Annotated in this window: 27 protein-coding genes; 17 read left to right on the top strand and 10 right to left on the bottom strand. The window is 36.6% G+C overall.

Annotated features, from left to right (window positions below):
- The first annotated feature begins 308 nt into the window (after positions 1-308).
- From KYG33_RS19855 to KYG33_RS19840, 4 genes are read left to right on the top strand one after another with little or no spacing between them, the layout of a single operon-like run.
- Complete coding sequence (locus tag KYG33_RS19855) at positions 309-938, top strand: NUDIX hydrolase (RefSeq protein ID WP_077414149.1); 630 nt, start codon at positions 309-311, stop codon at positions 936-938.
- A 27-nt stretch (positions 939-965) separates the two neighbouring features.
- Positions 966-1772: a lysophospholipid acyltransferase family protein gene (locus tag KYG33_RS19850; RefSeq protein ID WP_047373745.1), complete on the top strand. Its 807-nt coding sequence runs from the start codon at positions 966-968 to the stop codon at positions 1770-1772.
- Positions 1773-1788: 16 nt separating this feature from the next.
- Positions 1789-2226 carry a hypothetical protein gene (locus KYG33_RS19845; protein WP_077414268.1) on the top strand — a complete coding sequence of 146 codons (438 nt, stop codon included), beginning with the start codon at positions 1789-1791 and terminating at the stop codon, positions 2224-2226.
- 6 nt (positions 2227-2232) lie between these two features.
- Complete coding sequence (locus tag KYG33_RS19840; protein WP_180565258.1) at positions 2233-3570, top strand: UDP-N-acetylmuramate--L-alanine ligase; 1338 nt, start codon at positions 2233-2235, stop codon at positions 3568-3570.
- A 50-nt stretch (positions 3571-3620) separates the two neighbouring features.
- On the opposite strand, the gene KYG33_RS19835 is transcribed toward KYG33_RS19840, so the two are convergent.
- From KYG33_RS19835 to KYG33_RS19820, 4 genes are all read right to left on the bottom strand, one after another.
- Positions 3621-4232 (bottom strand): hypothetical protein, encoded by a 612-nt coding sequence (locus KYG33_RS19835; protein ID WP_219072287.1) that lies wholly within the window; start codon positions 4230-4232, stop codon positions 3621-3623.
- Positions 4233-4306: 74 nt separating this feature from the next.
- Positions 4307-5365 carry an NAD(P)H-dependent flavin oxidoreductase gene (locus tag KYG33_RS19830; RefSeq protein ID WP_219072286.1) on the bottom strand — a complete coding sequence of 353 codons (1059 nt, stop codon included), beginning with the start codon at positions 5363-5365 and terminating at the stop codon, positions 4307-4309.
- Between the two features lie 150 nt (positions 5366-5515).
- Entirely contained in the window at positions 5516-6220 is a 705-nt protein-coding gene (locus tag KYG33_RS19825; protein WP_219072285.1) for a DNA alkylation repair protein, read from the bottom strand.
- A gap of 101 nt (positions 6221-6321) precedes the next feature.
- A complete protein-coding gene (locus KYG33_RS19820) occupies positions 6322-7197 on the bottom strand; it encodes an aldo/keto reductase (RefSeq protein WP_219072284.1) in 876 nt (291 codons plus the stop codon).
- 222 nt (positions 7198-7419) lie between these two features.
- Here KYG33_RS19820 and KYG33_RS19815 point away from each other — a divergent pair, with 222 nt between their 5' ends.
- A complete protein-coding gene (locus KYG33_RS19815; protein WP_219072283.1) occupies positions 7420-7854 on the top strand; it encodes a GNAT family N-acetyltransferase in 435 nt (144 codons plus the stop codon).
- Positions 7855-8322, top strand: coding sequence for a GNAT family N-acetyltransferase (locus tag KYG33_RS19810; protein WP_077414135.1), 468 nt, complete (start codon positions 7855-7857; stop codon positions 8320-8322).
- Here KYG33_RS19810 and KYG33_RS19805 read toward each other — a convergent pair.
- Entirely contained in the window at positions 8299-9195 is an 897-nt protein-coding gene (locus tag KYG33_RS19805) for a LysR family transcriptional regulator (RefSeq protein WP_077414133.1), read from the bottom strand. The genes KYG33_RS19810 and KYG33_RS19805 overlap by 24 nt on opposite strands.
- Before the next feature lie 40 nt (positions 9196-9235).
- On the bottom strand, positions 9236-9982 hold the full coding sequence (locus KYG33_RS19800) for a metallophosphoesterase family protein (protein WP_180565253.1): 747 nt from the start codon (positions 9980-9982) through the stop codon (positions 9236-9238).
- A gap of 329 nt (positions 9983-10311) precedes the next feature.
- Here KYG33_RS19800 and KYG33_RS19795 point away from each other — a divergent pair, with 329 nt between their 5' ends.
- The 6 genes from KYG33_RS19795 to KYG33_RS19770 all read left to right on the top strand — a co-directional run bounded on the left by KYG33_RS19795 (position 10312) and on the right by KYG33_RS19770 (position 15229).
- Positions 10312-10929 (top strand): NAD(P)H-dependent oxidoreductase, encoded by a 618-nt coding sequence (locus tag KYG33_RS19795; RefSeq protein ID WP_077414129.1) that lies wholly within the window; start codon positions 10312-10314, stop codon positions 10927-10929.
- The gene (locus tag KYG33_RS19790) at positions 10926-11810 is read left to right on the top strand and encodes an NAD-dependent epimerase/dehydratase family protein (RefSeq protein ID WP_219072282.1); all 885 of its coding nucleotides are present in this window, start codon (positions 10926-10928) and stop codon (positions 11808-11810) included. The genes KYG33_RS19795 and KYG33_RS19790 overlap by 4 nt, the downstream gene beginning before the upstream one ends.
- 1 nt (position 11811) lies before the next feature.
- Positions 11812-12099 (top strand): putative quinol monooxygenase, encoded by a 288-nt coding sequence (locus tag KYG33_RS19785; RefSeq protein WP_077414125.1) that lies wholly within the window; start codon positions 11812-11814, stop codon positions 12097-12099.
- A gap of 2 nt (positions 12100-12101) precedes the next feature.
- A complete protein-coding gene (locus tag KYG33_RS19780) occupies positions 12102-12854 on the top strand; it encodes a type 1 glutamine amidotransferase domain-containing protein (RefSeq protein WP_198424139.1) in 753 nt (250 codons plus the stop codon).
- 215 nt (positions 12855-13069) lie between these two features.
- Complete coding sequence (locus KYG33_RS19775; RefSeq protein WP_180565251.1) at positions 13070-14053, top strand: aldo/keto reductase; 984 nt, start codon at positions 13070-13072, stop codon at positions 14051-14053.
- A 207-nt stretch (positions 14054-14260) separates the two neighbouring features.
- Positions 14261-15229 (top strand): cyclase family protein, encoded by a 969-nt coding sequence (locus KYG33_RS19770; protein WP_219072281.1) that lies wholly within the window; start codon positions 14261-14263, stop codon positions 15227-15229.
- A gap of 217 nt (positions 15230-15446) precedes the next feature.
- Here the strand turns inward: KYG33_RS19770 and KYG33_RS19765 are convergent, their stop codons facing one another.
- The 3 genes from KYG33_RS19765 to KYG33_RS19755 all read right to left on the bottom strand — a co-directional run bounded on the left by KYG33_RS19765 (position 15447) and on the right by KYG33_RS19755 (position 16965).
- The gene (locus KYG33_RS19765; protein WP_077414119.1) at positions 15447-15890 is read right to left on the bottom strand and encodes a carboxymuconolactone decarboxylase family protein; all 444 of its coding nucleotides are present in this window, start codon (positions 15888-15890) and stop codon (positions 15447-15449) included.
- A gap of 4 nt (positions 15891-15894) precedes the next feature.
- Complete coding sequence (locus KYG33_RS19760; RefSeq protein WP_228408644.1) at positions 15895-16329, bottom strand: DoxX family protein; 435 nt, start codon at positions 16327-16329, stop codon at positions 15895-15897.
- A gap of 63 nt (positions 16330-16392) precedes the next feature.
- On the bottom strand, positions 16393-16965 hold the full coding sequence (locus KYG33_RS19755) for a Crp/Fnr family transcriptional regulator (protein ID WP_180565249.1): 573 nt from the start codon (positions 16963-16965) through the stop codon (positions 16393-16395).
- 66 nt (positions 16966-17031) lie between these two features.
- Between KYG33_RS19755 and KYG33_RS19750 the strand changes: the two genes are divergently transcribed.
- The 4 genes from KYG33_RS19750 to KYG33_RS19735 all read left to right on the top strand — a co-directional run bounded on the left by KYG33_RS19750 (position 17032) and on the right by KYG33_RS19735 (position 20877).
- On the top strand, positions 17032-17397 hold the full coding sequence (locus tag KYG33_RS19750; protein ID WP_077414113.1) for a DUF1304 domain-containing protein: 366 nt from the start codon (positions 17032-17034) through the stop codon (positions 17395-17397).
- Positions 17398-17941: 544 nt separating this feature from the next.
- Complete coding sequence (locus KYG33_RS19745; RefSeq protein WP_077414111.1) at positions 17942-19192, top strand: glycine betaine/L-proline ABC transporter ATP-binding protein; 1251 nt, start codon at positions 17942-17944, stop codon at positions 19190-19192.
- Between the two features lies 1 nt (position 19193).
- On the top strand, positions 19194-20021 hold the full coding sequence (locus tag KYG33_RS19740) for an ABC transporter permease (protein ID WP_077414110.1): 828 nt from the start codon (positions 19194-19196) through the stop codon (positions 20019-20021).
- 1 nt (position 20022) lies between these two features.
- The gene (locus KYG33_RS19735; protein ID WP_219072280.1) at positions 20023-20877 is read left to right on the top strand and encodes a glycine betaine ABC transporter substrate-binding protein; all 855 of its coding nucleotides are present in this window, start codon (positions 20023-20025) and stop codon (positions 20875-20877) included.
- A 313-nt stretch (positions 20878-21190) separates the two neighbouring features.
- Here the strand turns inward: KYG33_RS19735 and KYG33_RS19730 are convergent, their stop codons facing one another.
- Complete coding sequence (locus tag KYG33_RS19730) at positions 21191-21568, bottom strand: winged helix-turn-helix transcriptional regulator (RefSeq protein ID WP_077414262.1); 378 nt, start codon at positions 21566-21568, stop codon at positions 21191-21193.
- 129 nt (positions 21569-21697) lie between these two features.
- Between KYG33_RS19730 and KYG33_RS19725 the strand changes: the two genes are divergently transcribed.
- The gene (locus tag KYG33_RS19725; protein WP_219072279.1) at positions 21698-22687 is read left to right on the top strand and encodes an NADP-dependent oxidoreductase; all 990 of its coding nucleotides are present in this window, start codon (positions 21698-21700) and stop codon (positions 22685-22687) included.

Raw genomic sequence — 22687 nt, 5'->3', positions numbered from 1 at the left:
TGCCGTTGTACGGGTGTCATTGTTTTCAGTTACGGAAAAATACGGGAGTTATTTTAACAACTGTAAGTAGCTCATTCAGTGGTGAATATTAAATTTTCTACGGCCACGATTTTCACTCATTTTTCAAAATTCATCATGAGTAGTAAAACTTCACAGTGCCGGGTGTTAAAATCTTTACCACCCCACAATAATTCACCTTTCATTGGTGAAGCAAAATTCACAATTACTCATCTTTTCATTCTAATACGACATAGGTTAATTAATGTTAAGGCCCTTATTTCTTCAAGATATATTGTTAAATTTGAGGTATGGAAAATTTTGGAAAAGATTTATTACGAAAAATAAAAAGTGTAGAGCTTCCTGGTGAACACGCCCATGGAGTTTTCTCACCTCCCTCCCGCCCCGTTTTTACTTATGATGAAGTATTGGCAAAGAATCCCAAATTTGCCGCGGTCAACATCCTTCTGTATCTGAAAGACAATGAATGGTATTTTCCATTGATTCAAAGAACGATTAACGAACACGACAGACACAGCGGGCAGATTTCACTGCCTGGAGGAAAGCGTGAGGAGATGGACAGAGATTTTGCGGAAACTGCAGTTCGGGAAACTTCCGAAGAAATTGGAATAGACAAACATTATGTAAGGATCATCAGAGAAATGTCTCCTATTTATATTCCACCGAGCAATTTTTATGTATATCCCTATATTTCTTATACTAAAAAGAATCCCGCCTTCGTTCTTCAGCAGACGGAAGCTGTGGAAACCATAGAATTTCCCATCACTTCCTTTCTAAACCTGTCTGGTACCCCCGAAATCATGGCACTGCCTAATGCAAACGGATATGAGGTTCCTGTTATCAATTTCAACGGATACATTATCTGGGGTGCTACAGCGATGATATTAAGTGAATTCAGCCAGTTGCTGAAAAAAATGTAACTTTGCACTACCGTGTTTAATTGAGAGATGGCGAAGAAAAATATTTTCACCGATGCATTCGGAACACCTTATTTTTTGAAAAGGTTTATTATTTTTATTTTAGGAGTTGTATCATACAGAAGATTCAACGGCTTTAATAAGTTAAAGATAACCGGAACAGAACACCTTGTGGATCTTCCGGATTCTAACGTACTTTTTGTATCCAACCATCAGACCTATTTTGCAGATGTGGCAGCAATGTACCATGCTTTCTGTGCTGTAAATAACGGATATTTAAACACGATAAAAAACCCGATCTACTTATTGAACCCTAAGATCGATTTTTACTATGTAGCAGCAGAGGAAACCATGAATAAAGGTATTCTTCCCAAAATTTTCAAAATTGCGGGTGCTGTAACAGTAAAAAGAACATGGAGAGCTGAAGGGAAAAATGTCAACAGAATGGTAGATATGAGTGAGGTAGACAACATTATGAAAGCATTGGACAATGGCTGGGTAGCGACTTTCCCTCAAGGAACTACTTCCGCTTTTGCACAGGGACGAAGAGGAACTGCCAAATTGGTGAAAAATCAGCGTCCTATTGTAATTCCAATCAAAATAAACGGATTCAGAAGAGCTTTTGATAAAAAAGGACTCCGCGTAAAGGTAACCGGTGTAAAACCTACGATGGAATTCAAAGCTCCTTTGGATATTGATTATGATAATGAAAAAGCACCGGAAATTTTATTGAAAATCATGACTGCCATTGAGCAGACAGAAGATTTCAACTTATTACACAGTTATGATGAAGAACTTAAAGCTAAAAAATTAGAACAAAAGGACTCAAATAATTAAAGTAATGACAAAAATTATGAACAAAATACTTGGAATCTTATTTGCAATCATAGTATTAGTTTCATGCAACAGCCAGAAGGTATATTCGGATTTTGATATCAGCTATTCGAAAAGTGGAGGCTATGCTCCTGTATATGAAAACATGCTTATAAAAGGGAATAATGTACACTACTCTTTTGAAGGGCAGGGTAAAAAATATAAACAGGATTTTAAAATTTCTGATGAAGATTTAAAAAAACTGGATCAGGTTCTTTCTCAGAACAATTTCAGAAGAATACAGGAAGACCGCAAAAAACTGTACGATAATATTTCAACTTCCATCAACATCAAGAAAGGTCCAAATGAAGGGAGTAAATCGGATGCCAGCATGATTATTCCGAATTACCAGACCAACTGGAACAACATTCTTGAAGTTTTCCAGCAGATCATTAATACTAATGTTAAAAAACAGTAAATACAATTGAAAACCCACTTCATTGCCATTGGCGGAAGCGCCATGCATAATCTTGCGATTGCATTAAAAGACAAAGGATATCAGGTGACAGGTTCTGATGATGCTATTTTTGAGCCTTCAAAATCCCGCCTGGAAAAGAAAGGAATTCTGCCTCAGGAAATGGGATGGTTCCCGGAAAAGATCACTCCGGATATTGATGCTGTTATTCTTGGGATGCATGCCCACCAGGATAATCCTGAGCTGGCAAGAGCAAAAGAACTGGGTCTGAAAATATATTCTTATCCTGAATTCCTTTACGAACAGTCAAAAAATAAAACAAGAGTTGTCATTGCCGGATCACATGGTAAAACAACCATTACTTCAATGATCCTTCATGTTTTGAATTTCCACCAGAAAGATGTGGATTTCATGGTAGGCGCTCAGCTTGAAGGTTTCGACTGTATGGTAAAACTGACTCAGGATAATGATTTCATGGTTCTGGAAGGTGATGAATACCTTTCTTCTCCTATCGACCTTCGTTCTAAATTTTTACTGTATCAGCCGAATATCGCTTTGATGAGTGGCATTGCATGGGATCATATCAATGTTTTCAAAACATTTGATGATTATATTGATCAGTTCAGAAAGTTTGTAGCAAGCATTACACCAGGTGGAGTTCTGGTATACAATGAAGAGGATCCGGAAGTAGTGAAAGTAGTGGAAAATGCAGAAAACTATTTCAGAAAAATCCCTTACAACACTCCTGAATACGAAATCAATAATGGTAAAGTGTATTTAAAAACTGAAATGGGAGATGTTCCGCTTTCTGTTTTTGGAGCCCACAACCTGTTGAATATGGAAGGAGCAAGACATATCTGCCGACAGCTTGGTATTATGGATGAAGACTTCTATGAGGCTATTATGAGCTTCAAAGGAGCATCCAAACGTCTTGAAAAAGTAGAAAGAGAAGATAAAGGAATACTTTATAAAGATTTCGCTCATGCACCAAGCAAGGTGAAGGCAGCTGTAAAAGCATTTACGGAGCAATTCAAAAATGATAAGAAATATGGATTTCTGGAGCTTCACACCTATTCCAGCTTAAATCCGGCCTTCCTTGAGCAGTATGATCATGCAATGGACGGCTTGAATGAAGCCATCGTTTTCTACTCTGAAGATGCTTTGAAGATCAAGAGAATGGAGCCTATATCTCCAGAATTTATCAAAGAAAAATTCAAGAATGAAAATTTAAAGGTTTTCACGAATGCTGAAGATCTTCATGCCTATTGGAATACATTGGATAAAACGGATGGTGTTTATTTAATGATGAGTTCCGGAAATTTTGGCGGTCTTGATTTAACAAAATAAATAAAAAAGCTTCAGCATATGATCTGAAGCTTTTTTATTAAGCATTATTTCTAGTTATTCAATCTTTTGTTGTTGACCAGCTCAATACTTTTGATAGATCCTACCGGTGAAATTTTTACCGTTTTGTTTCCTTTTGCCAGATAGATATAATACATACTGTTTGATCCTATCAGATGAACCAGATCAGAACTATCATCACTATAGTTTAATTTATAATCATATTTAAGTCTGTTCTCCTTTATTCTTTTCGTTAATGTCATCCCTTCTCCCATACCTATTCCTACAAAGAAAGACAACAGCATCATGGCCAGAAATCTTACAAACATATTGGTAAAATGATTCTCAATAGCCTCTTTACTCATATTTTCATGTTCTTTAAGAGAAGCCATTTTCAGTGCCCATTTTTTATTCTTATTACTTTGCTTTGATAAATAGGACGGAAAGGCAAATGAAGATACAACGATAACAAGCAGGGCAATCAGTATTACTGGATGAGCAGTTAAGGTAGCAATCGGACTTATTAAAATATCCATTATTGTTGAATATTTCAGAATATTAATGCCTATCTGATAGTAGAAGACACTCTCTTTAAGTATTCCCATTACAACAAGAAATAAGTATCCGAACGGGAGTGATTTTTGAATTCCTTCTGAAAATTTCATTTTTATTTTCGCTGATTTTAGTTTTTATATTTCACGAAAATAGAAAATTAACAGCAAATTGAAAACATATTGATCTATCTTTCACATTCTGTGATCAGATTTCTCAAAATTTCTTCTGTGGAAAGTTCACTATACTGATGAATAGACTGTCCAACCCAGATTCCAACAAATTCCGGATTTTGCAAAGATTTTGCAGCTTTACGCAGTGCATTGGTCAGCTTGTTCTGATAAGGATATGGTAAAATATATTCTGAATTTTCAACCGTTTCTATAAACTGATTTTTCACTCCTCTGGCATATCTTCCGGAAAAGCTTTTTGTTAAAACAATCTCTTCTTCCCGTACTTTTTTCAGTCTTTCTTTTTCAAAAGGCTGCAAAGCACTTTCCTGAGAAACCAGCAGAAGATTTCCAACCTGGAATCCCTGAGCTCCTAAATTTTTAACGGCTTGCAATGTCTTGGCTCCATAAATTCCTCCTGCATAGATCAAAGGAACATTTACATGATCATACACCTGTGACAGCAAAGATAAACCTCCGATCTGCGGAATGTGCTCCGCCTCAAAACTTCCCCTGTGGCCTCCCGCCTCTATTCCCTGAACACAGATGATATCAATACCTGATTTTTCAAGCTGCAAAGCTTCATTCACAGAAGTACAGGTTCCGATAAGGGTAATTTCGTTTTCTTTTAATTTCTGAATACTCTGATCATCCAGATTTCCGAATGTAAAACTCAAGATCTTACAATTTTCTTCGATGATGACATCCACCTGCTCATGATAAGGATGTATACTGATCGTCTCAAGTTCCGGAAGTTCTACTTCAATATTATTTTCTTTCGCCAGCTGCTCAAGGAACTGCTTCGTTTTGATAAACTTTTCTTTTAAAGCGTCGGTCACTTCAGGAATGTGATGTACAAATATATTGGCTGCAAAAAGTTTATCAGTCAGTTTTTTCGTTTCCCTGATCAATTCAACAGACTGATCCGCAGAAAGATCTGCCAGCGCCAGTGATCCCAGACAACCTGCTTTTGCAGCAGCTGCCACCATCTGTACCGTACTTACTCCAAACATCGGAGCCTGAATTACAGGGTATTGTATCCCTAGTTTTCTACTGATTGTATCCGGCCAAAACATAAGAATTATTTTTATTAAAATTTACGAAGAAAGTGACAATGAAAGTCATTCAATACCATGATATTCCTCAGTGAATTTAAAGTTCAACGTTTAAAGTTTAAGGGTTAGGGTTATTGAAAAACGTCTATTGCACATTGTGCAAGGCAAGATTTATTTTGCTTTCCTCAGTCCTTTATAGTGTAATTTTGATACTGGATCAAGCTTTTCTGTAGCGTAAGAAAATGTAACAGCAGACATTGTTTTAGCATAAGTAGTGAGAAAATCATGTAGTTTCTCCTGGTCTTTTTTTCCAGCCTCTCTGATCCAGCTTCCTACTGCTTTATTCACCAGTTCATTAGGATCATGAATAAGGATTTCTGCAAGGGCAAAAGTATCTTTTACATCATTTTTCCTGATAAACGCATGAGTGCTTACAATGGCTGTTCTCCTTTCCCACGGACTGTCGGAATAAGCAAGCTTATACAAAATATCTCTAGGCTTGTCAAGAAGATATTCTCCAATAATATTTCTGGCCGCCCTGTCTACAAAATCCCAGTTATTCAAACGGTCATGGCGATTCAGGTACAGATCAAAAAGGTCTTTTTTCTGATCTTCAGTCGTTTTTTTATTTCTGGCCTGGAAATCCATGATACTCACTGCCCCCATTCTTACTTCATAAAAATCGCTGTCAAGGAGTTTATTGACCTCATCCAAAGGCATAGCAGAAAACTCTTTAGCCATAGTAAAGACATCTCCGAATTTCACTCCGAAACTCTTTGTAATCCCATCATTTCCTTTGAAAAACTTCTCTACTTTATCGAGTTCTTTTTCATTCCTGAATAACGAGAGTGTTTGTATGAATTCTTGTGCAGTCATGGGTTATTATTCATTTAAAATCCCGCAGGTTTCACAATAACTCAGATTCCTGATCTGTGTTCATGAAACCTGCGGGAATTATTCATTTGTCAATCTGAAGATTAAATATCCGCTACGGAATTCAGCATTTTTTGCTCCCATTCAGGATCTTTAGGATCAAAGAATAATCTTTTCCCTGTATCCAGAGAACGAACAACATTCATTTCATCTTCTGTAAGTTCAAAATCAAATACATTAAAGTTTTCTTCAATTCTTGATGGTGTCACAGATTTTGGAATCACTACAAATCCTTCCTGAAGATGCCATCTCAGAATTACCTGAGCTACGGTTTTACCATATTTTTCAGCAATTGCTTTCAGATCAGGATTACTTAAAAGCTGGGCATTCCCATTTCCAAGCGGACTCCATGGCTGTGTTATGATATTATTTTCTCTGTCATATACCTGCAATTCTTTTTGCTGGAATACCGGGTGCAGTTCAATTTGGTTGATTACCGGCAACACGGTTGAATTGGCTTTTAATTCTTCCAGTTTCTCAATCGTAAAATTACATACTCCTATAGCTTTGATCTTTCCTTCCTTGTATAATTCTTCCAAAGCTTTCCAGGTTCCTAAAAAGTCTCCATAAGGCCAGTGGATAAGGTACATATCAAGATAATCCATCTGCAGTCTGTCTAATGTTCTCTGAAAAGCACTTTTAGCTTTTTCATACCCATGATCCTGAACCCATACTTTTGATGTGATAAATAATGCTTCTCTGTCTACTCCGCTATTTTTTACCCCGGCACCTACAGCCGTTTCATTCTGATAAATAGCAGCCGTATCAATCATTCTATATCCGCTCTGAATAGCTTTTATTACTGCATTCTCACATTCTTTCAGGTCTTCCATCTGCCATACTCCAAAGCCTAAAGCAGGAATATCCACTCCGTTATTTAAGGTTACCACAGGCTGTCCTGTATAGGTTTTCTTTTGCATAAGTCTTTATTTAATTATTAATATAAAGTGATAAACAAATTTGCAACAAAATTTTGAAAATCCCGCCTACCAATTTTACTGTTTCTATTAAAAAATGGCTATGTAATGAGGTAATTCCAGCTTTCAGTTACTGATTTTTTTTACTGATTTCTGGTTTCTAATTTACGGTCCAGCTAGCATTCCAACACTATTTTCTTTATTTTTGTTTAAATTTAAAAAATCATGTCACAAAATATCAGACTGGCTGCTGCAGAAGATTATCCGAGAATTATGGAAATCTGGGAATCGGCTGTAAAAGCAACTCACGATTTTCTTGCTGAAAAAGATTTCAATTATTTTAAAGAAGCCATTCCAAGAGAGTATCTTCCTAACCTGGAAGTTTATTTAATCACTGAAGATAATGAAGCTAAAGGATTTGCCTCTGTAGCAGAAGGCAACCTCGAAATGCTTTTTATTCATAATGACACGCGTGGAAAAGGCTACGGAAAAACGCTTTATCAATTCATGAAAGAGAAAACCGGATTGACCAAAGTGGATGTGAATGAACAAAATCCTCAAGCCATCGGGTTTTATGAAAAAATGGGTTTCAAAAAAATCGGAAGATCTGAGAAAGACGGTTCAGGAAAAGACTATCCACTTATTCATATGAGTCTGTAAATGGAAGATTTTACTTTTAATCTATTAAATTCTGATTCGGAAATTCCTTATCATCTCTTGCTGCTGGCAGATGAAACCAAGGAGGCGATCAATCAATATATTTTCAATTCTGACATCTATCTTCTGAATAATGGTACTGAAAATATTGCTGTGATGGCACTGTACAAGAAGAGCAATAGTGAACTGGAAATTAAAAACGTCGCAGTGACTGAAAGTTGCCGAAGTAAAGGCATCGGAGGAATCCTGATGGATAAAGCAAAAGAAATTGCAAAAGAAAATCATTATAAAACACTGACTGTCGGAACATCGGATACCGGTTTCCAACAGATCAGATTTTATGAGAAAAACGGATTCATCAAAAATGGAGTTCTGAAAGATTTCTTTATTAAAAATTATCCAGATCCTATTTATGAAAACGGTTTACAGATGAAAGATATGATTTTACTAGTTCATCACCTTACGGAATAAACCTTTAATATGTTCAATTTCAGTTTGATAATTGGTTTTCTTACGGCATCCGAAGTACAATGTATTTTCAAATTTCTTCTTTCCTTCCCAGATTAACTGAACTTCACCGCTTTCGATATCGCTTCTGCATAGAAAATCGGGAACTACAGCTAATCCTGTTCCTCCTTTCAGACAACGGATGATGGAATTCATATTGGGAACAATATAATTGGGACGGAAATTGGGTTTATGACCAAAATTCAATATCCAGAACTGGAAAAGGTGTTCCATATCTCCGGTGGTTCCGTACCATTTTTCATTCTTCAGCCATCCTTCAATCTGCTCTGCATCTTTTGTTTTTAACATTTTATTGAAAGCAGCTTTATCCACATCTTTCCCTCCTACAAGAACGATCTGCTCGGAAGAAAATGCTTCATGCTCGATATTGGGTGAAGATCCTTTTTTCGGCGTAATGATAAGATCAAGAATTCCTTTGTCCAGCTGATCCAGCATTTCCGGATATTCTCCAAAACTGATAATCAGATTAAAAGGCAATGAAGAAACATACTGTTCCAAAGTAGTCTGAAACGTTTCAAAACACATTCCCACACTAATGGTAGGGGTATGTTTTTCTGTAGATTTCTGGAAGTTTTTTTCTACATCTTCCAGTTTGGTAATAGGTTCAGCAACGGCATTAAACAATACTTTCCCGCGTTCTGTAGGAATCATTTTTCTACCGGTCCTGTCGAATAGTTTGTATCCTACATAAGCTTCCAATGAGCTTAAATGCAGACTCACTCCCGGCTGTGATATGAATAAAGCATCAGCAGCACCCGTCAATGTCCCGGTTTTATATATCGCCTTAAAAGTACGATACCATTCTAAATTGACCATGATTTATTTATTAATATTCTGATGCAAATTTACAAAATAATTATAATATTAATACATTTTCATTCTTCAGAAATGAGGCATAATAATCAGGAATCCCGCTTTCCCATATCTGACGGACTGTTTCATCAATCGGATATGGTAATTGTACAATTTCAGGGGTGATTTTTTCTTCGTCTAAAGTCAGCACCAAATAGGAAGCCAGTCTGTTTTCTTCTTTAGAACGTCCTACAGAGCCACAATTAACAGCCCAGGTATTATTTTCAAACTGTTTTTTAAATGATAAATGGGTATGTCCCATCACCACAATATCAGCTCGGGAATCTTTTAGCATATTCTCAAAAACCTCATCATTTTCTGATTCATAAAGATAAGTATCATTACTTTCAAGACTGGAATGAACCAATTGAATATTCCAATGCTTTTCCCCTACTTTATAATTTAATTTTAAATGAAAAGGCAGCTCTGATAAAAACGTTTTATTCTCTTCTGTAATATGTTTTTTAGAATGATCGATTGCTATGAATCTGGCATTCGTCTCTTCTTCCGAATGCTTGGACAAAGGAACAACAGGAATATCAAAAGCAATTCTTTCATCATGATTTCCCATCAGGCAGGGAATGTTCAGGTTTCTTATTTTTTCTATCACTTCATTTCCCCAGGGTGCAAAATCCACCAGATCTCCTAAGCATAACTTCTGCCTGATTCCTCTCTGCTCAATATCTTTCAACACTACTTCCAGGGCAGGAAGATTTCCATGCACATCACTAAAAACCGCTATCTGTATCATTGTCCTTCAATTTGTTAAACAAATTTACATGACAGAAAGGAATTTCAGTTCAGATATGATATGACATTTTACCATTAGTGCCGTCAATGGTCAATTTTTGCTGCGCAAAGTCAATGGTGAATTGGCATACTCATAAAAATTCACAAGTGAAGCGGATTGACTATTCACTATTGACTATTCACCATTCACTCTCGACCTTCAACTTAAACCAAAAATCCTGAACCAATCCAACTATAATTTTAATAATACTTTCCTATAATTTATATTATTTTTATTATACAAACATCCATCCTAACTTTGCAGAGTAAAATTTAAACAATCATAAAAAAATGAAAAAAGTACTAATCATCAACGGAGGACAGAATTTCGGACATTCCGGAGGAAAATATAATCAGACTATTGCAGAAAATACATTAGCAGCCCTTAAAGAATTTGATAATGTAGAAGTGAAGATCACCAATGTAAGTGAAAATTATGATAACCATGAAGAAGTGCAAAAGTTTGTCTGGGCAGATTACATTATTTACCATACTCCAATCTGGTGGTTTCAGCTTCCGAACGGATTAAAAAGATATATTGATGAAGTTTTCACAGCAGGTCATGCAAAAGGAATTTATATGAGTGATGGAAGAAAGGCTGAGAATCCTGAAATCAATTATGGTACAGGAGGAATGCTTGGTGGCAGAAAATATATGCTGACTACCAGCTGGAACGCTCCTGCAACAGCTTTTACACTTCCCGGAGAATTTTTCAGTGAAACAAGTGTAGATGATGGACCATTATTTGGTTTCCATAGAATGAATGCCTTTGTTTCGCTGGAGAAAATGGAAAGTTTCCACTTCCATGATGTGGAGAAAAATGCTAATATAGAGCGTGATATGAAGCTTTACAGAGAACATGTAAGAAATGTATTTGAAAAAGAATTAAAACCAGAATTAGTATCATGAAAAAAATATTGATAACAGGTATTACCGGCTATATAGGAGGTACTATCGCTAAAAAACTGCTTGACAGAAATTATGAAGTAACCGGATTAGTTCGTAACGAAGCTCATGTACAGGAACTGGAATCGTTGGGCATTAAAACCATTATTGGGAATATCCACAATGAAGATTTAATAAAAACAGCCGTTTCCGGCGTTGATGCAGTAATCCATAATGCTGATTCTGCGGATGATGCTTATGCTGTGGATAATTTTATCAAAGCAATGGAAGGAAGCCATAAAACATTCATATTTACTTCCGGATCTGCTATTTTCGGAGGTAAAGAAAATGGTAAAAGAAGTGATTTTGTGTATACTGAAGATTTCCCTCTGACTCCAAGACTGGAAATGGCATCAAGGGTTCTCATTAACAATTATGTTCTTCAGTCCGTTCAAAAAGGGATAAGAAGTATCGTTATTGTTCCTACTATGGTTTATGGAGAAGGTCTTGGAATAAAAAAAGACAGTATCCAGATTCCGGCTTTGGTTAATTTTTCTCAGAAAAAAGGGCACGGTGTTTATTTTGGAGAAGGTGAAAATATCTGGTCCAACTTACATATTGAAGATTTGGCAGATCTGTATGTGCTGGCCTTGGAGAAAGCGAAAGAAGGCTCTATCTATTATGCAGAAAATGGTGCTTCATCTTTAAAAAACATTGCCGGAGTTATCAGTAAAAAATACAATCTGGAACCAGCCCAATCTTTAAGTATACAGGACGCTGTTGACAATTTCGGTCCTGCAGGCGGCTACTTCGGCTTTGCATCCAACAGCAGATGTAATGCAGACAAAGCCAGAACAGAACTGGAATGGAAACCTATCTATAACTCAATTGAAAATTTTATTTAATATGAAAATTCATCTTACAGCAATTATAAAAGCCAAAGAAGAACATCAGCCAGAGGTATTGGAAGTTCTTCAGAATATGGTAAAAGAGACAAGAAAAGAAGAACCATGTGAGCTTTACAGCCTCCATCAGGGAATTGAAGACAAAAACGAATTTGTTTTCTATGAAATCTGGAAAAGTAAAGAGGGACTGGATCAGCACAATCAACAGCCTTATATTCAGGCTTTCGGGGCATTGGTAGATGAAAAGCTTCAGGAAAAACCACAGATTTATATTACCAATATCATTTAATAATGAAAAAATTAGCGTTTTTAATGCTGGCGATCTTCACGATAGGATTCGCTCAGGCACAAACTAAAAAATCAAAAAATATGAAAAAGAAAATCTTATTCGTCGTAACCAGCCACGATAAAAAAGGCAGTACTGGTGAAGATACAGGATATTATCTGGGTGAAGTTTCTCATCCATGGGAAGTTCTTCACAATGCAGGATATGAAATTGACTTTGTAAGTCCGAAAGGCGGAACTCCTCCGGTAGACGGATTCGATTTGAAAGATCCTGTAAACAAAGAATTCTGGGAAAACAAGGAGTACAAGAACAAAATTGACCATTCTATGACACCCTCTCAGGTAAACCCGAAAGAGTATTCAACCATCTTTTATGCAGGAGGACATGGAGCCATGTGGGATTTTGCAGACAATAAAGACCTGGCAGATATCGCTTCAAAAATCTACGAAAACGGAGGTATTGTGGCAGGAGTATGTCATGGTCCGGCAGGATTGGTAAATATCAAACTGAATAACGGGAAATATCTTGTAGACGGAAAAAAAATCAATGCTTTCACTAACGAAGAGGAAGCTGAAGTAAAATTAACAGATGTAGTTCCTTTCCTATTAGAAAACAAGCTGAAAGAAAGAGGAGCACAATTTGAAAAATCAGGGCTTTGGCAGAACCATGTAGTTGCAGATCAAAGAGTGATCACAGGACAGAATCCTCAATCTGCAAAGAGAGTTGGAGAAGCTATTTTAAAAGAATTAAATAAATAACAAATAATTTTACCACAAAAGTCACAAAAGTTTTAAATACTTAAGTAAATAAAGTTATAATACAGGCTGTTGATAAGAACACTTAAGTTTTTGAAAATCTCCGATTTTCACGAATACTACAATTGAAACATCGAGAATTCCCCTCCACTGGAGGGGTGGCGAAAATTCAAAGAATTTTTGACGGGGTGGTTTACATATAACAATTTTAAAACAAAATGGAATATAGAAAATTAGGAAATACAGATCTAGAATTATCAGCAATCACACACGGAGCTTTTGCTATCGGAGGAAATATGTGGGGAGGAAATGAAAAGCAGGACTCTATCAACTCTATACACGCATCATTGGATCATGGAGTAACTTCTATCGACACAGCACCTTTCTACGGTTTCGGATTGAGTGAAGAAATGATTGGTGAAGCAATCAAAGGAAAAGACCGTTCAAAAATTCAGCTTTTAACAAAATTCGGATTGGTCTGGGACGGAAGCAATAACGGAAAAGGAGAATTTTTCTTTGATGCTGAAGACGAAGGAAAAGTAATTCCCGTATATAAATTAGCTTCCAAAGAAAACATCATCAAAGAAGTTGAGGAAAGCTTACAAAGATTAGGGACAGATTATATTGACCTTTTACAGCTTCACTGGCCGGACAGCACCACTCCTATCGGTGAGACAATGGAAGCTATGGAATTATTAATCCAGCAGGGAAAAATCCGTACTGCAGGGGTAAGCAACTATAGTGTAGCTCAAATGAAAGAAGCTAACAGAACTTTAAAGCTTGCCAGCAACCAGGTTTCTTACAGTATGCTGAACCGTGCCATTGAAAACGACCTTGTTCCCTATTCTTTGGAAAACAATTCAGGAATTATCGTATACAGCCCAATGGAAAGAGGTCTTTTAACCGGTAAATATTTTAAAGAAACCCAATTAAAAGATAACGACCACAGAAACGGATATTTCTCGCAGTTTGATTTGAATAAAGTGAAAACTTTCTTAGAAAAAATTGAACCTATTGCGCAGGAAAAAGGTGCCAGCCTTTCTCAACTGGTATTAAGATGGACTACACTGCAGCCGGCAATTACAGTAGTACTGGCAGGAGCAAGAAACGCACAACAAGCTATCGAAAATGCAAAAGCTATGTCTATTGACCTTTCTCAGGAAGAATTGAACATCATCAATTCAGCTTTGAGCGAAATTTAATACAAAAGCTGGAAGATAGAAGTTATTGATGCCGGATAACCAATAGATTGGTTTACAATTTAACTTCAATTGTCATTCCGACGAAGGAGGAATCTCTTTGTCACATGCAGAAAAATGCAATAAAAGCCTACTGATTATCAATACACTAATAAAACTTCCCTCTTCCAGCTTCCAACTTCTTCCCTTTAACTCTCATACCTCATAAAAATGAAAAATAATCTGATTAAAATATTCGGGTTAGTAACCCTATTGACTCTTAACAGCATTACATTCAATGCTCAGACACTTGTCAATCCGGAAGATAAATCATGGTTTCCTTCTTCTTACGGAGCGCAGGACGAAATAGGAGCTGCTAATTTATTGACTCCTGAAGTTGTAAAACAGGCTCTGGGACTGGTAAAACAGGGTAAAACCTTAGCTCTTGCAGTTCCTATTGACAAAAAACTTCCGGCTTTCAGACACAGAAGCTTCAATTTATATAATATCCAGCCCGGAGAACAGGGTGGAAAAAGCATAGGTCCCAATAAATTTACATTCAATGATGAACTCGTAAACGGATGGACCGGAGTGGGAACCCAGCTGAACGGTATCGGACACATCGGTATTGACAATATTTACTACAACGGAAATAAAGCAACAGACTTTGTGACTGTGGAAGGCGTAAAAAAACTGGGAGTTGAAAAAGTCCCTCCTTTCGTAACCCGTGGTGTAGTCCTTGATATGACCGCTCATTATGGAAAATCAATAGTACCCGGAGGAACAGAATTTACGGTAGAAGATATCAAATCTGTTTTAAAGAAACAGGGCCTTACCCTGAGAAAAGGTGATATCATTCTTTTCAATACCGGATGGCTTGAATTGATCGGTAAAAACAATCAACAATTCTTAGAAACTGAACCGGGAATCGGAATGGATGCTGCAAAATGGCTTGCCGATCAGGGAATCGTAGCTTTTGGTGGTGACACCTGGGCTTCTGAAGTCTATCCTAATCCGAAAAGTAAAGAAGAATTTCCCATCAACCAGTTTATGCTGGCTAAAAAGGGAATTTATAATCTGGAACTGATCGACAGCCGACCTTTAGTGAAGCAAAAAGTCTGGGAATTTTTATTCGTATTGGGACAGCCTTTATACGTAGGCTCTACTCAGGTGAATGTGAATCCTGTGGCTATTTATTAATTTCTTTAAAAAACAGAGTAACAAAATAATTCCGGTTAAAAAAATAAAGCTAACCTTAGAATTTATTTTTAGAATTAATACCACAGCCCTATTACATTGTTGCTTTGAATCTTACAGAAAACGGCCTTTCAAAATTGAAAGGCCGTTTTTATAAAAAGTAAACATCCGTAAATTATGCAGGCTTCATGAGCATCCATCTTCCTGCTTCATTATTTCATTATTTTGCAACCGGAAGATGCGTGCTTATTGCAATTCTGTTCCATGCATTGATGGTTACAATCGCCATAATAATCTGAGAAATCTGGCTGTCATCAAAGAATGATTTCGCCTTTTGGAACGTTTCTTCTGTTAATCCATTTTGGCTAATCAGTGTAATTTCCTCTGTCATCTTCAAAAGCACCTGCTCTTCTTCTGTGAAAAATTCTTTTGCCTCCGTCCATCCGTTTAGAATGAAGATTCTCTGAGGTGTTTCACCATATTTAATGGCATCTTTTGTGTGCATATCAAGGCAAAAAGCACATTTATTAATCTGTGAAGCCCTGATTTTAATTAATTCTTTTTGAATGTGAGTTAAAGAAGTTGTCTGTAAATATCCTTCTAATCCCATCATCGCTTTGTAAGCTGCTGAATCTACTGTTGCAATATTTAATCTTGCGCTCATTATATTATTTTTTTTTGGTTAATTGATCTATACTTAAAGAATATTGCTGCTGAACCGCCAATAAAAGAGCTGCGGCACTTCCTACCCATACAGAATAGTTGAGTGGAGCTTTAGGTCCTGAAGCAATGGTCATGGATATGGCAAAAACCAACAGCAGAATACAGCTTCCATACGCTGCAATTCTGGTTTTGAACCCTGCAATCAGCATAAATGGAAAAAGGATCTCAAAGAAAGTAGCGGCATACGCCGAGAACGTACTCATTGTTTCCGGAAGAAAAAATGTCAGCTGTCTTGTATATTCTTTAAAACTCTCCATATTTCCCCATGATGAATTTTCTTTACTCCACCATCCAAATCGGTCTGCCACTGCAGAAAGCATGGTTACAGCAAGAGCAAGTCTTAAAAATAACTGCGGAAATCGATTTTTGGTATCTGTCATTGTATTGGCTTTTAATAACATGACAAATTTCCGGCTTTTGATCCGTAAAAATCTTAAACTGGTTTAAGATCGTAACTTTGCCCTGATTTCACTTAAATATTCTGGGGTAAATCCTAAAAAGGAAGCAATTAAATATTGCGGAATTCTCTGTATAAACCAAGGATACAACGTGCTGAAATGTACATAATATTCTTCTTTCGTCATCTCATAAATATAACGGATTCTTTTTTCAGCGGCAGCATAAGCCGTTTGGTAGACCATTCTGAAATAACGTTCCATAACGGGATGCTTTTCCAGTAAAAGTTCCTGAGACTGAAAATCAATAACTAAAATTTTAGAATTCTCTACAGACTGAATATTAAAGTCTGACTTCATCTGTTTTTCAAAAGCAAAAGTATCAGACATCCACCAGTTTTCTATAGCAAATTCTGTGGTTTGTTCTACCCCTTTTTCGTTCACAAAAAACTTTCTCAGGCATCCTTCCACAACGAAATATTTAAATTTACAGATATCACCTTCCAGCATCAGATTTTCTTTCTTTTTCACTTTTAAAACCTGAAAAAAAGAAATGATAGAAGTAAACTCCTCGTCGGTGATCGTAATGAATTTATCTAAATGTGCCTTGAAAGTTTCCATTGTAATATTTAGTAATCAAACTTAACTTTATTTTTTTAGTTTTACAATTCCAAAAAACAATAAATCATGGACATCGTTGCAAAAATTTTGATCGCCTTAGTCGCAATAGAACATATCTACATTCTGTGGATGGAAATGTTTGCCTGGGAAACAAAAGGAAAAGAAGTCTTTAAAGCAGCTTTGCCTGCAGAAATGTTTAAACCTACCAAGGGACTAGCCGCCAATCAGGGGCTCTACAATGGTTTTCTGGCTGCCGGACTGATTTGGTCGTTTTTGATCAAAGATCCGCAATGGCAGACCAATGTGGCACTATTCTTTTTAGGATGTGTAGCGGTAGCTGGAATTTACGGAGCGATTTCTGCCACAAAAAAAATATTCTTTGTACAGGCACTACCCGCAATATTGGCAATTACTGCTGTTTTACTAAAGTAATTTTCATAGCTCATATTTGGAAAGATCACCTTCGAGATCTTTACCATATCAATACGCTCTTATCTTTAATGGTAAGAGAAAAATCACTCTACATATCACCTTCCATAACCAGACTTAAAACCAGCTTCTTACGTCCAAAAAAATCCATTTAATATAAAATTCGTAAATTTGCATCGTCATAAAAAATTGATATACAGGTTTTTTATGCTGATCTGCATTTTGATGAGATGTAGAAATTCAAGTTGTTCAGTACACATATCTGTAATTACCTCATCCGTAATTTAATTGTAGAATCTATGTAAGAGATTAACCTCTTTTTACATGCTACACTCTTTTTCTAGAGTATAATCTAATTGAAATATTTAAAAATAAACATAAGGCCCAATGGTCTGTATGCTCTTATTTTTTTGTTAAAAGCTTTTATCACTATAAGCTCTGCAAATTATTTTGCACTATCGTCATCAGCAGAACAACAAAGATTAAACTTATATAATGAATTGGTGTACAATTTTTTATATCATTTATTAATTCAAAAATTCTGAATATGGAAAAAAATGAAAACAGTAGAAAAGTAAAACTTAAAGTTGAAGATCTGACTATTATTTTTGGCAAAAACAAAGAAAAAGCACAGGAACTTTTAGACAAAGGCTTTTCCAAAAAAGAAATTCTTGAAAAAACAGGCTGCACCATAGGAATCAACAAAGCAAGTTTTGAAATCTATGAGGGAGAATTTTTTGTCATCATGGGATTGTCAGGAAGCGGAAAATCTACGCTGCTGCGCTGTCTTAACAGGCTGAATGAGCCTACCTCAGGAAAAGTATACATCAATGATGATGATATTACCGGCAAAAACAATAAAGAACTTCTGGAAGTAAGAAGAACGGAAATGAGTATGGTATTTCAGAAATTCGGATTACTTCCCCATCATACTATTTTAGACAATGCAGGTTTCGGCCTGGAAATCAGAGGAGAAGACAAAGCTTCCCGTGATGAAAAAGCACAGAAAGCCCTGGATATTGTAGGATTGAATGGTTTTGAAAACCAGTATCCTTCCCAACTTTCAGGAGGAATGCAGCAGAGAGTAGGTTTAGCAAGAGCATTGGCAAACGATCCTGAAGTTCTGCTTATGGATGAGGCTTTTTCTGCACTGGATCCTCTGATAAAATCTGAAATGCAGGATCAGATGCTTGAACTGCAGAATACATTGCAAAAAACCATTGTTTTCATTACCCACGATCTGGACGAGGCTATTAAAATCGGAGACCGTATCGTCATTATGAAAGATGGAGTCATAGAACAGATAGGAACTGCAGAAGATATTTTAACCAATCCTGCCAGCGACTATGTAAAAGCTTTCGTAGAGAAAGTAGACCGTAAAACAATTATCACTGCCAGATCTCTGATGTTTGATAAAGCTACCGTAGTACGTTTCAGAAAAGACGGTCCGGAAGGGGCATTAAGAAAAATGAGAGCCACCGGATTAGAAAACTTACCTGTAGTAGATTTTCAAAATAAATTTCTGGGCTTTGTAACCCTTAACGATGTTGTCCGAATTGCCAAAAGAAAAGAACCTACAGTGGAATCAATTATCAACAGCAATGTTCCTTCAGTCTATCCTGAAGTCACTGTAGAAGAAATGCTGCCGTTAATTTCCGGAAGTAAATCAGCCATCGCAGTAATTGATGAAGACAATAAATTTTTAGGTCTTGTCACTCAGTTATCTCTTGTCATAGAAGCGACCAAGTTTAACGAAGAAGAAATCATTGAATTAAAAGAAATCGCAAACAATCAATAAGATGAATAAAACTATAGATATAGGTCAATATGTAGAAACTGCTATCAATTGGCTCACAGAAAATGGAAAACCTGTATTTGATGTCATAAAACACGTTGGAAATGCCTCTATTATGGGGATTGAATGGGTTTTAACAAACACACCCTTTTATGTAATCATTCTCTTCTTTACACTGCTGGCACTATGGAAAGCAGGAAAAGGTATTGCTGTAGTAACCGCAGCCGGACTAAGTTTAATATTTTTAATGGGATTATGGAAAGAAACCATGGAAACACTAGCACTTATATTTGTTTCCACCATTACAGCTCTTATCCTTTCTATCCCTCTGGGAATTTTGGCAGCTAAAAATGCAATAGCAGCAAAGGTTATCCGTCCATTACTGGATTTAATGCAGACAATGCCGGCATTTGTGTATCTGATTCCTGCTGTACTGTTTTTCAGCATTGGTAAGGTTCCAGGAGCTTTTGCAACCATTATTTTTGCGATGCCGCCTGCCGTAAGATTAACAACACTGGGAATTGAAGCTGTTCCGAAAGACATTGTGGAAGCCGCCAGAGCTTTTGGAGCCACCAACCGACAGATACTGTTTAAAGTAGAGCTTCCTTTAGCCATGAAAACAATTTTAACCGGGATCAATCAAACCATACTTTTATCCTTATCCATGGTGGTTATCGCAGGAATGATTGCCGCAGGAGGCTTAGGAGAAAAAGTATTGGAAGGAATTAATAATCTGGATATCGGATTAGGATTTGAAAGTGGATTATCCGTTGTGATTTTAGCCATTATCCTCGACCGTATTACCCAGGGATTTGTAAAGAAAAAACAATAAGATGAAACAATTAAAATATCTGTTTTTTCCCGTTTTAATGTTGGTATTTGCTGCATTATATTCGTGTGAAAATATAAAAAACTCCAAATACATTACCATAGGAATGGTAGATGGCTGGGCAGAAGATGTTGCCATGACGCACGTTACTAAAGCTATTTTAGATCAGCAGGGCTATCATGTCATTATTCAAAAAGCTTCAACAGATATGATTCTGGCTTCTATGAATAATGAAGATACAGACCTTTTCATGGGGGTCTGGCTTCCTTACACTCACGCTAAAAAACTTGCTAAATTCCCGGGATTAACTCATCTTGGCACCAATTACAACAACGGCCGTATAGGATTGGTCGTTCCGGAATATGTTCCTGTTAACTCTATTGAAGAACTCAATCAGCATAAGGAGGAATTCAGTCACAGAATCATTGGAATTGAAAAAGGAGCTGGACTAACAACCGGAGCAGATAAAGCAATTATCGATTATAAACTGGATTATCAGCAGATCAACTCCTCTACCATTGCCATGATCACCGAATTACAAAATGCCATACAACGTAAACAATGGATTGTGGTAACAGGATGGCAGCCCCACTGGATGTTTGGTAAAATGAAGCTTAAGTTTCTTGATGATCCCAAAAAGATATTCGGTGAAGCAGAACAGATTAAGACTTACTCCAGGAAAAGCTTTGGAAAAGACCATCCTGAACTCGCCAAATTCTTTTCCAGACTCCATTTTGATGATGAAAATATGTCTGATCTTCTAATGAAAATGGAACAGAGTAAAAATAAAGAAGCCACCGCCAAAGAATGGGTGAAAGACCACTCTGAGCTGGTACAGTCATGGCTAGATAAAAATTAATAAACAATTTGGTATTATTTAAAATCCTCAATCCTATACGGGTCTGAGGATTTTTTATTGAGATTTATAGTTCAGAAGAATTCATAGATTCTTTGATATTTTCCCGATGAAGCAATATGTGTTAGTAATCGCAAAGGCGCAAAGAAATTTAATAATATTCTGCTTTAAGGTGCAAGAAAAATCAAAGATTTTCAGCAAGGAATAACCTATAAAGTATTAGGAATATACAATTTTATCGCAGATAAAATCCTTGCGCCTTAAGGCATGTTTAAAGGAAAATCTTTGCGTCTTTGCGTTTTCCAATAACTCATAACTACCCCATTGATTCCTTGATCTTTTCTCTATGAAGTATTCCCCAGTTTACCAATGTTTCCGTCACCGGAAAAACAGACTTTCCATATTCGGTCACAGCATACGTTACAGTGATAGGTTTCGTATCCTGAATCGTTCTTGTGACCAGAAGGTTCGTTTCCAGTTCTTTTAATTCCTTGCTCAGCATTTTCGCAGAGATTCCTTCAATACTGCGTTCCAGCTTTTTAAAATGAATCATCTGATCCGGTCTGTTGGTAAGATACCGTAAGATCATAAGTTTCCATTTTCCTCCCAATACATCCAGACTGTCCCGCATCGCGAACAATTCTTCGGTACAGCTTGCTTCTCTTTCGATGCCGTTTTTAGTAATTTTTGCCATAATAGTTTCGTCAAGGTAACTAGTTACCATTAGTTAACTAGTAGCAAATATAAACTATTCCCTCTTTACATTTGTGTATCAAATCAGTAATATGAAATCGCATGATTTCTCAAATACAAATACTTACCTATGAAAGCAGTTATTTTGAATAAAAACGGAAATCTGGAAGATAGTTTTACCGAACAGCCTCAACCCAAGGACCATGAAGTTTTAATCCAGATTAAAGCCAGCGGTTTTAATCCTATCGACTACCAAATGCTGGAAAACGAGCTTGAACGGAAACTGATCAGTTCTCCTATATTAGGAAGAGAATTATCCGGAATCATTGTCAGCAAAGGTCCCGAGGTTACGCAATTCAATATCGGTGATGAAGTCTATTGTGGCAGCGGCTCTATGGGAAGCAACGGCACTTATGCAGAATATATTGCCGTTCCTGAAGCTATTGTTTCTTTTAAACCAAAAAATATCTCGTTTGAGCAGGCGGCTTCCATTCCTTCTGCAGGACTTACCTCTCTGCAAATCTTTAACCGCCTGAAATTAAACCCGGAGAATACACTCCTTATCACTGGCGCAGCCGGAGGCGTTGGTTCATTTTTAATCAAACTTTTATTAGCCCATAATATCCCACAGGTCATCGCAACTGTTGGTAGTGAAGAAAACAGGCAGATGCTTCTCAATTTAGGATTAAAAAACCATCAGATCGTTAATTACAGAGATAAAAATCTTATTGAGAACATTTTAAAAGCCAATAACGATCAGCCCTTTGAGTTTGGAATTGATCTCGTTGGAAACTACATGTCTGAAGTGACGGCAGAAGTTTTAAAAATTAACGGAACTTATGTGGATGTGACCGCCTTAGTCACTAAAGATGCTCATGAAACATTGTTCAACAAAGGAACTTTGATTATGAATATCTCCAATTATACTTATGGAATGATTAAAAAATATGAATATTATAAAAACAGTTTACTTGAAATAAAAAAGCTCATTGAGAACGAAACGATTCTTCCGCCACAACATAAAGTAATTGGTAATCTTTCTCTGGATACTGTTCTGCAGGCACACTCTATTTTAAAAAATAATCAGACCCAAGGTCATAAACTCATCATGAAACATTAA

This window comes from Chryseobacterium sp. D764, assembly GCF_019317325.1.
In the GTDB taxonomy this organism is placed as follows: domain Bacteria; phylum Bacteroidota; class Bacteroidia; order Flavobacteriales; family Weeksellaceae; genus Chryseobacterium.
Note: the sequence above shows the minus strand (reverse complement) of the source record. Positions and strands in the feature narration are given on the sequence as shown.

Bases quoted from the DNA above. Each gene is read 5' to 3' on its own strand.
- KYG33_RS19855 (WP_077414149.1), top strand. From the start codon at position 309: ATGGAAAATTTTGGAAAAGATTTATTACGAAAAATAAAAAGTGTAGAG.
- KYG33_RS19850 (WP_047373745.1), top strand. From the start codon at position 966: ATGGCGAAGAAAAATATTTTCACCGATGCATTCGGAACACCTTATTTT.
- KYG33_RS19845 (WP_077414268.1), top strand. From the start codon at position 1,789: ATGAACAAAATACTTGGAATCTTATTTGCAATCATAGTATTAGTTTCA.
- KYG33_RS19835 (WP_219072287.1), bottom strand. From the start codon at position 4,232: ATGAAATTTTCAGAAGGAATTCAAAAATCACTCCCGTTCGGATACTTA.
- KYG33_RS19830 (WP_219072286.1), bottom strand. From the start codon at position 5,365: ATGTTTTGGCCGGATACAATCAGTAGAAAACTAGGGATACAATACCCT.
- KYG33_RS19825 (WP_219072285.1), bottom strand. From the start codon at position 6,220: ATGACTGCACAAGAATTCATACAAACACTCTCGTTATTCAGGAATGAA.
- KYG33_RS19820 (WP_219072284.1), bottom strand. From the start codon at position 7,197: ATGCAAAAGAAAACCTATACAGGACAGCCTGTGGTAACCTTAAATAAC.
- KYG33_RS19815 (WP_219072283.1), top strand. From the start codon at position 7,420: ATGTCACAAAATATCAGACTGGCTGCTGCAGAAGATTATCCGAGAATT.
- KYG33_RS19810 (WP_077414135.1), top strand. From the start codon at position 7,855: ATGGAAGATTTTACTTTTAATCTATTAAATTCTGATTCGGAAATTCCT.
- KYG33_RS19805 (WP_077414133.1), bottom strand. From the start codon at position 9,195: ATGGTCAATTTAGAATGGTATCGTACTTTTAAGGCGATATATAAAACC.
- KYG33_RS19800 (WP_180565253.1), bottom strand. From the start codon at position 9,982: ATGATACAGATAGCGGTTTTTAGTGATGTGCATGGAAATCTTCCTGCC.
- KYG33_RS19795 (WP_077414129.1), top strand. From the start codon at position 10,312: ATGAAAAAAGTACTAATCATCAACGGAGGACAGAATTTCGGACATTCC.
- KYG33_RS19790 (WP_219072282.1), top strand. From the start codon at position 10,926: ATGAAAAAAATATTGATAACAGGTATTACCGGCTATATAGGAGGTACT.
- KYG33_RS19785 (WP_077414125.1), top strand. From the start codon at position 11,812: ATGAAAATTCATCTTACAGCAATTATAAAAGCCAAAGAAGAACATCAG.
- KYG33_RS19780 (WP_198424139.1), top strand. From the start codon at position 12,102: ATGAAAAAATTAGCGTTTTTAATGCTGGCGATCTTCACGATAGGATTC.
- KYG33_RS19775 (WP_180565251.1), top strand. From the start codon at position 13,070: ATGGAATATAGAAAATTAGGAAATACAGATCTAGAATTATCAGCAATC.
- KYG33_RS19770 (WP_219072281.1), top strand. From the start codon at position 14,261: ATGAAAAATAATCTGATTAAAATATTCGGGTTAGTAACCCTATTGACT.
- KYG33_RS19765 (WP_077414119.1), bottom strand. From the start codon at position 15,890: ATGAGCGCAAGATTAAATATTGCAACAGTAGATTCAGCAGCTTACAAA.
- KYG33_RS19760 (WP_228408644.1), bottom strand. From the start codon at position 16,329: ATGACAGATACCAAAAATCGATTTCCGCAGTTATTTTTAAGACTTGCT.
- KYG33_RS19755 (WP_180565249.1), bottom strand. From the start codon at position 16,965: ATGGAAACTTTCAAGGCACATTTAGATAAATTCATTACGATCACCGAC.
- KYG33_RS19750 (WP_077414113.1), top strand. From the start codon at position 17,032: ATGGACATCGTTGCAAAAATTTTGATCGCCTTAGTCGCAATAGAACAT.
- KYG33_RS19745 (WP_077414111.1), top strand. From the start codon at position 17,942: ATGGAAAAAAATGAAAACAGTAGAAAAGTAAAACTTAAAGTTGAAGAT.
- KYG33_RS19740 (WP_077414110.1), top strand. From the start codon at position 19,194: ATGAATAAAACTATAGATATAGGTCAATATGTAGAAACTGCTATCAAT.
- KYG33_RS19735 (WP_219072280.1), top strand. From the start codon at position 20,023: ATGAAACAATTAAAATATCTGTTTTTTCCCGTTTTAATGTTGGTATTT.
- KYG33_RS19730 (WP_077414262.1), bottom strand. From the start codon at position 21,568: ATGGCAAAAATTACTAAAAACGGCATCGAAAGAGAAGCAAGCTGTACC.
- KYG33_RS19725 (WP_219072279.1), top strand. From the start codon at position 21,698: ATGAAAGCAGTTATTTTGAATAAAAACGGAAATCTGGAAGATAGTTTT.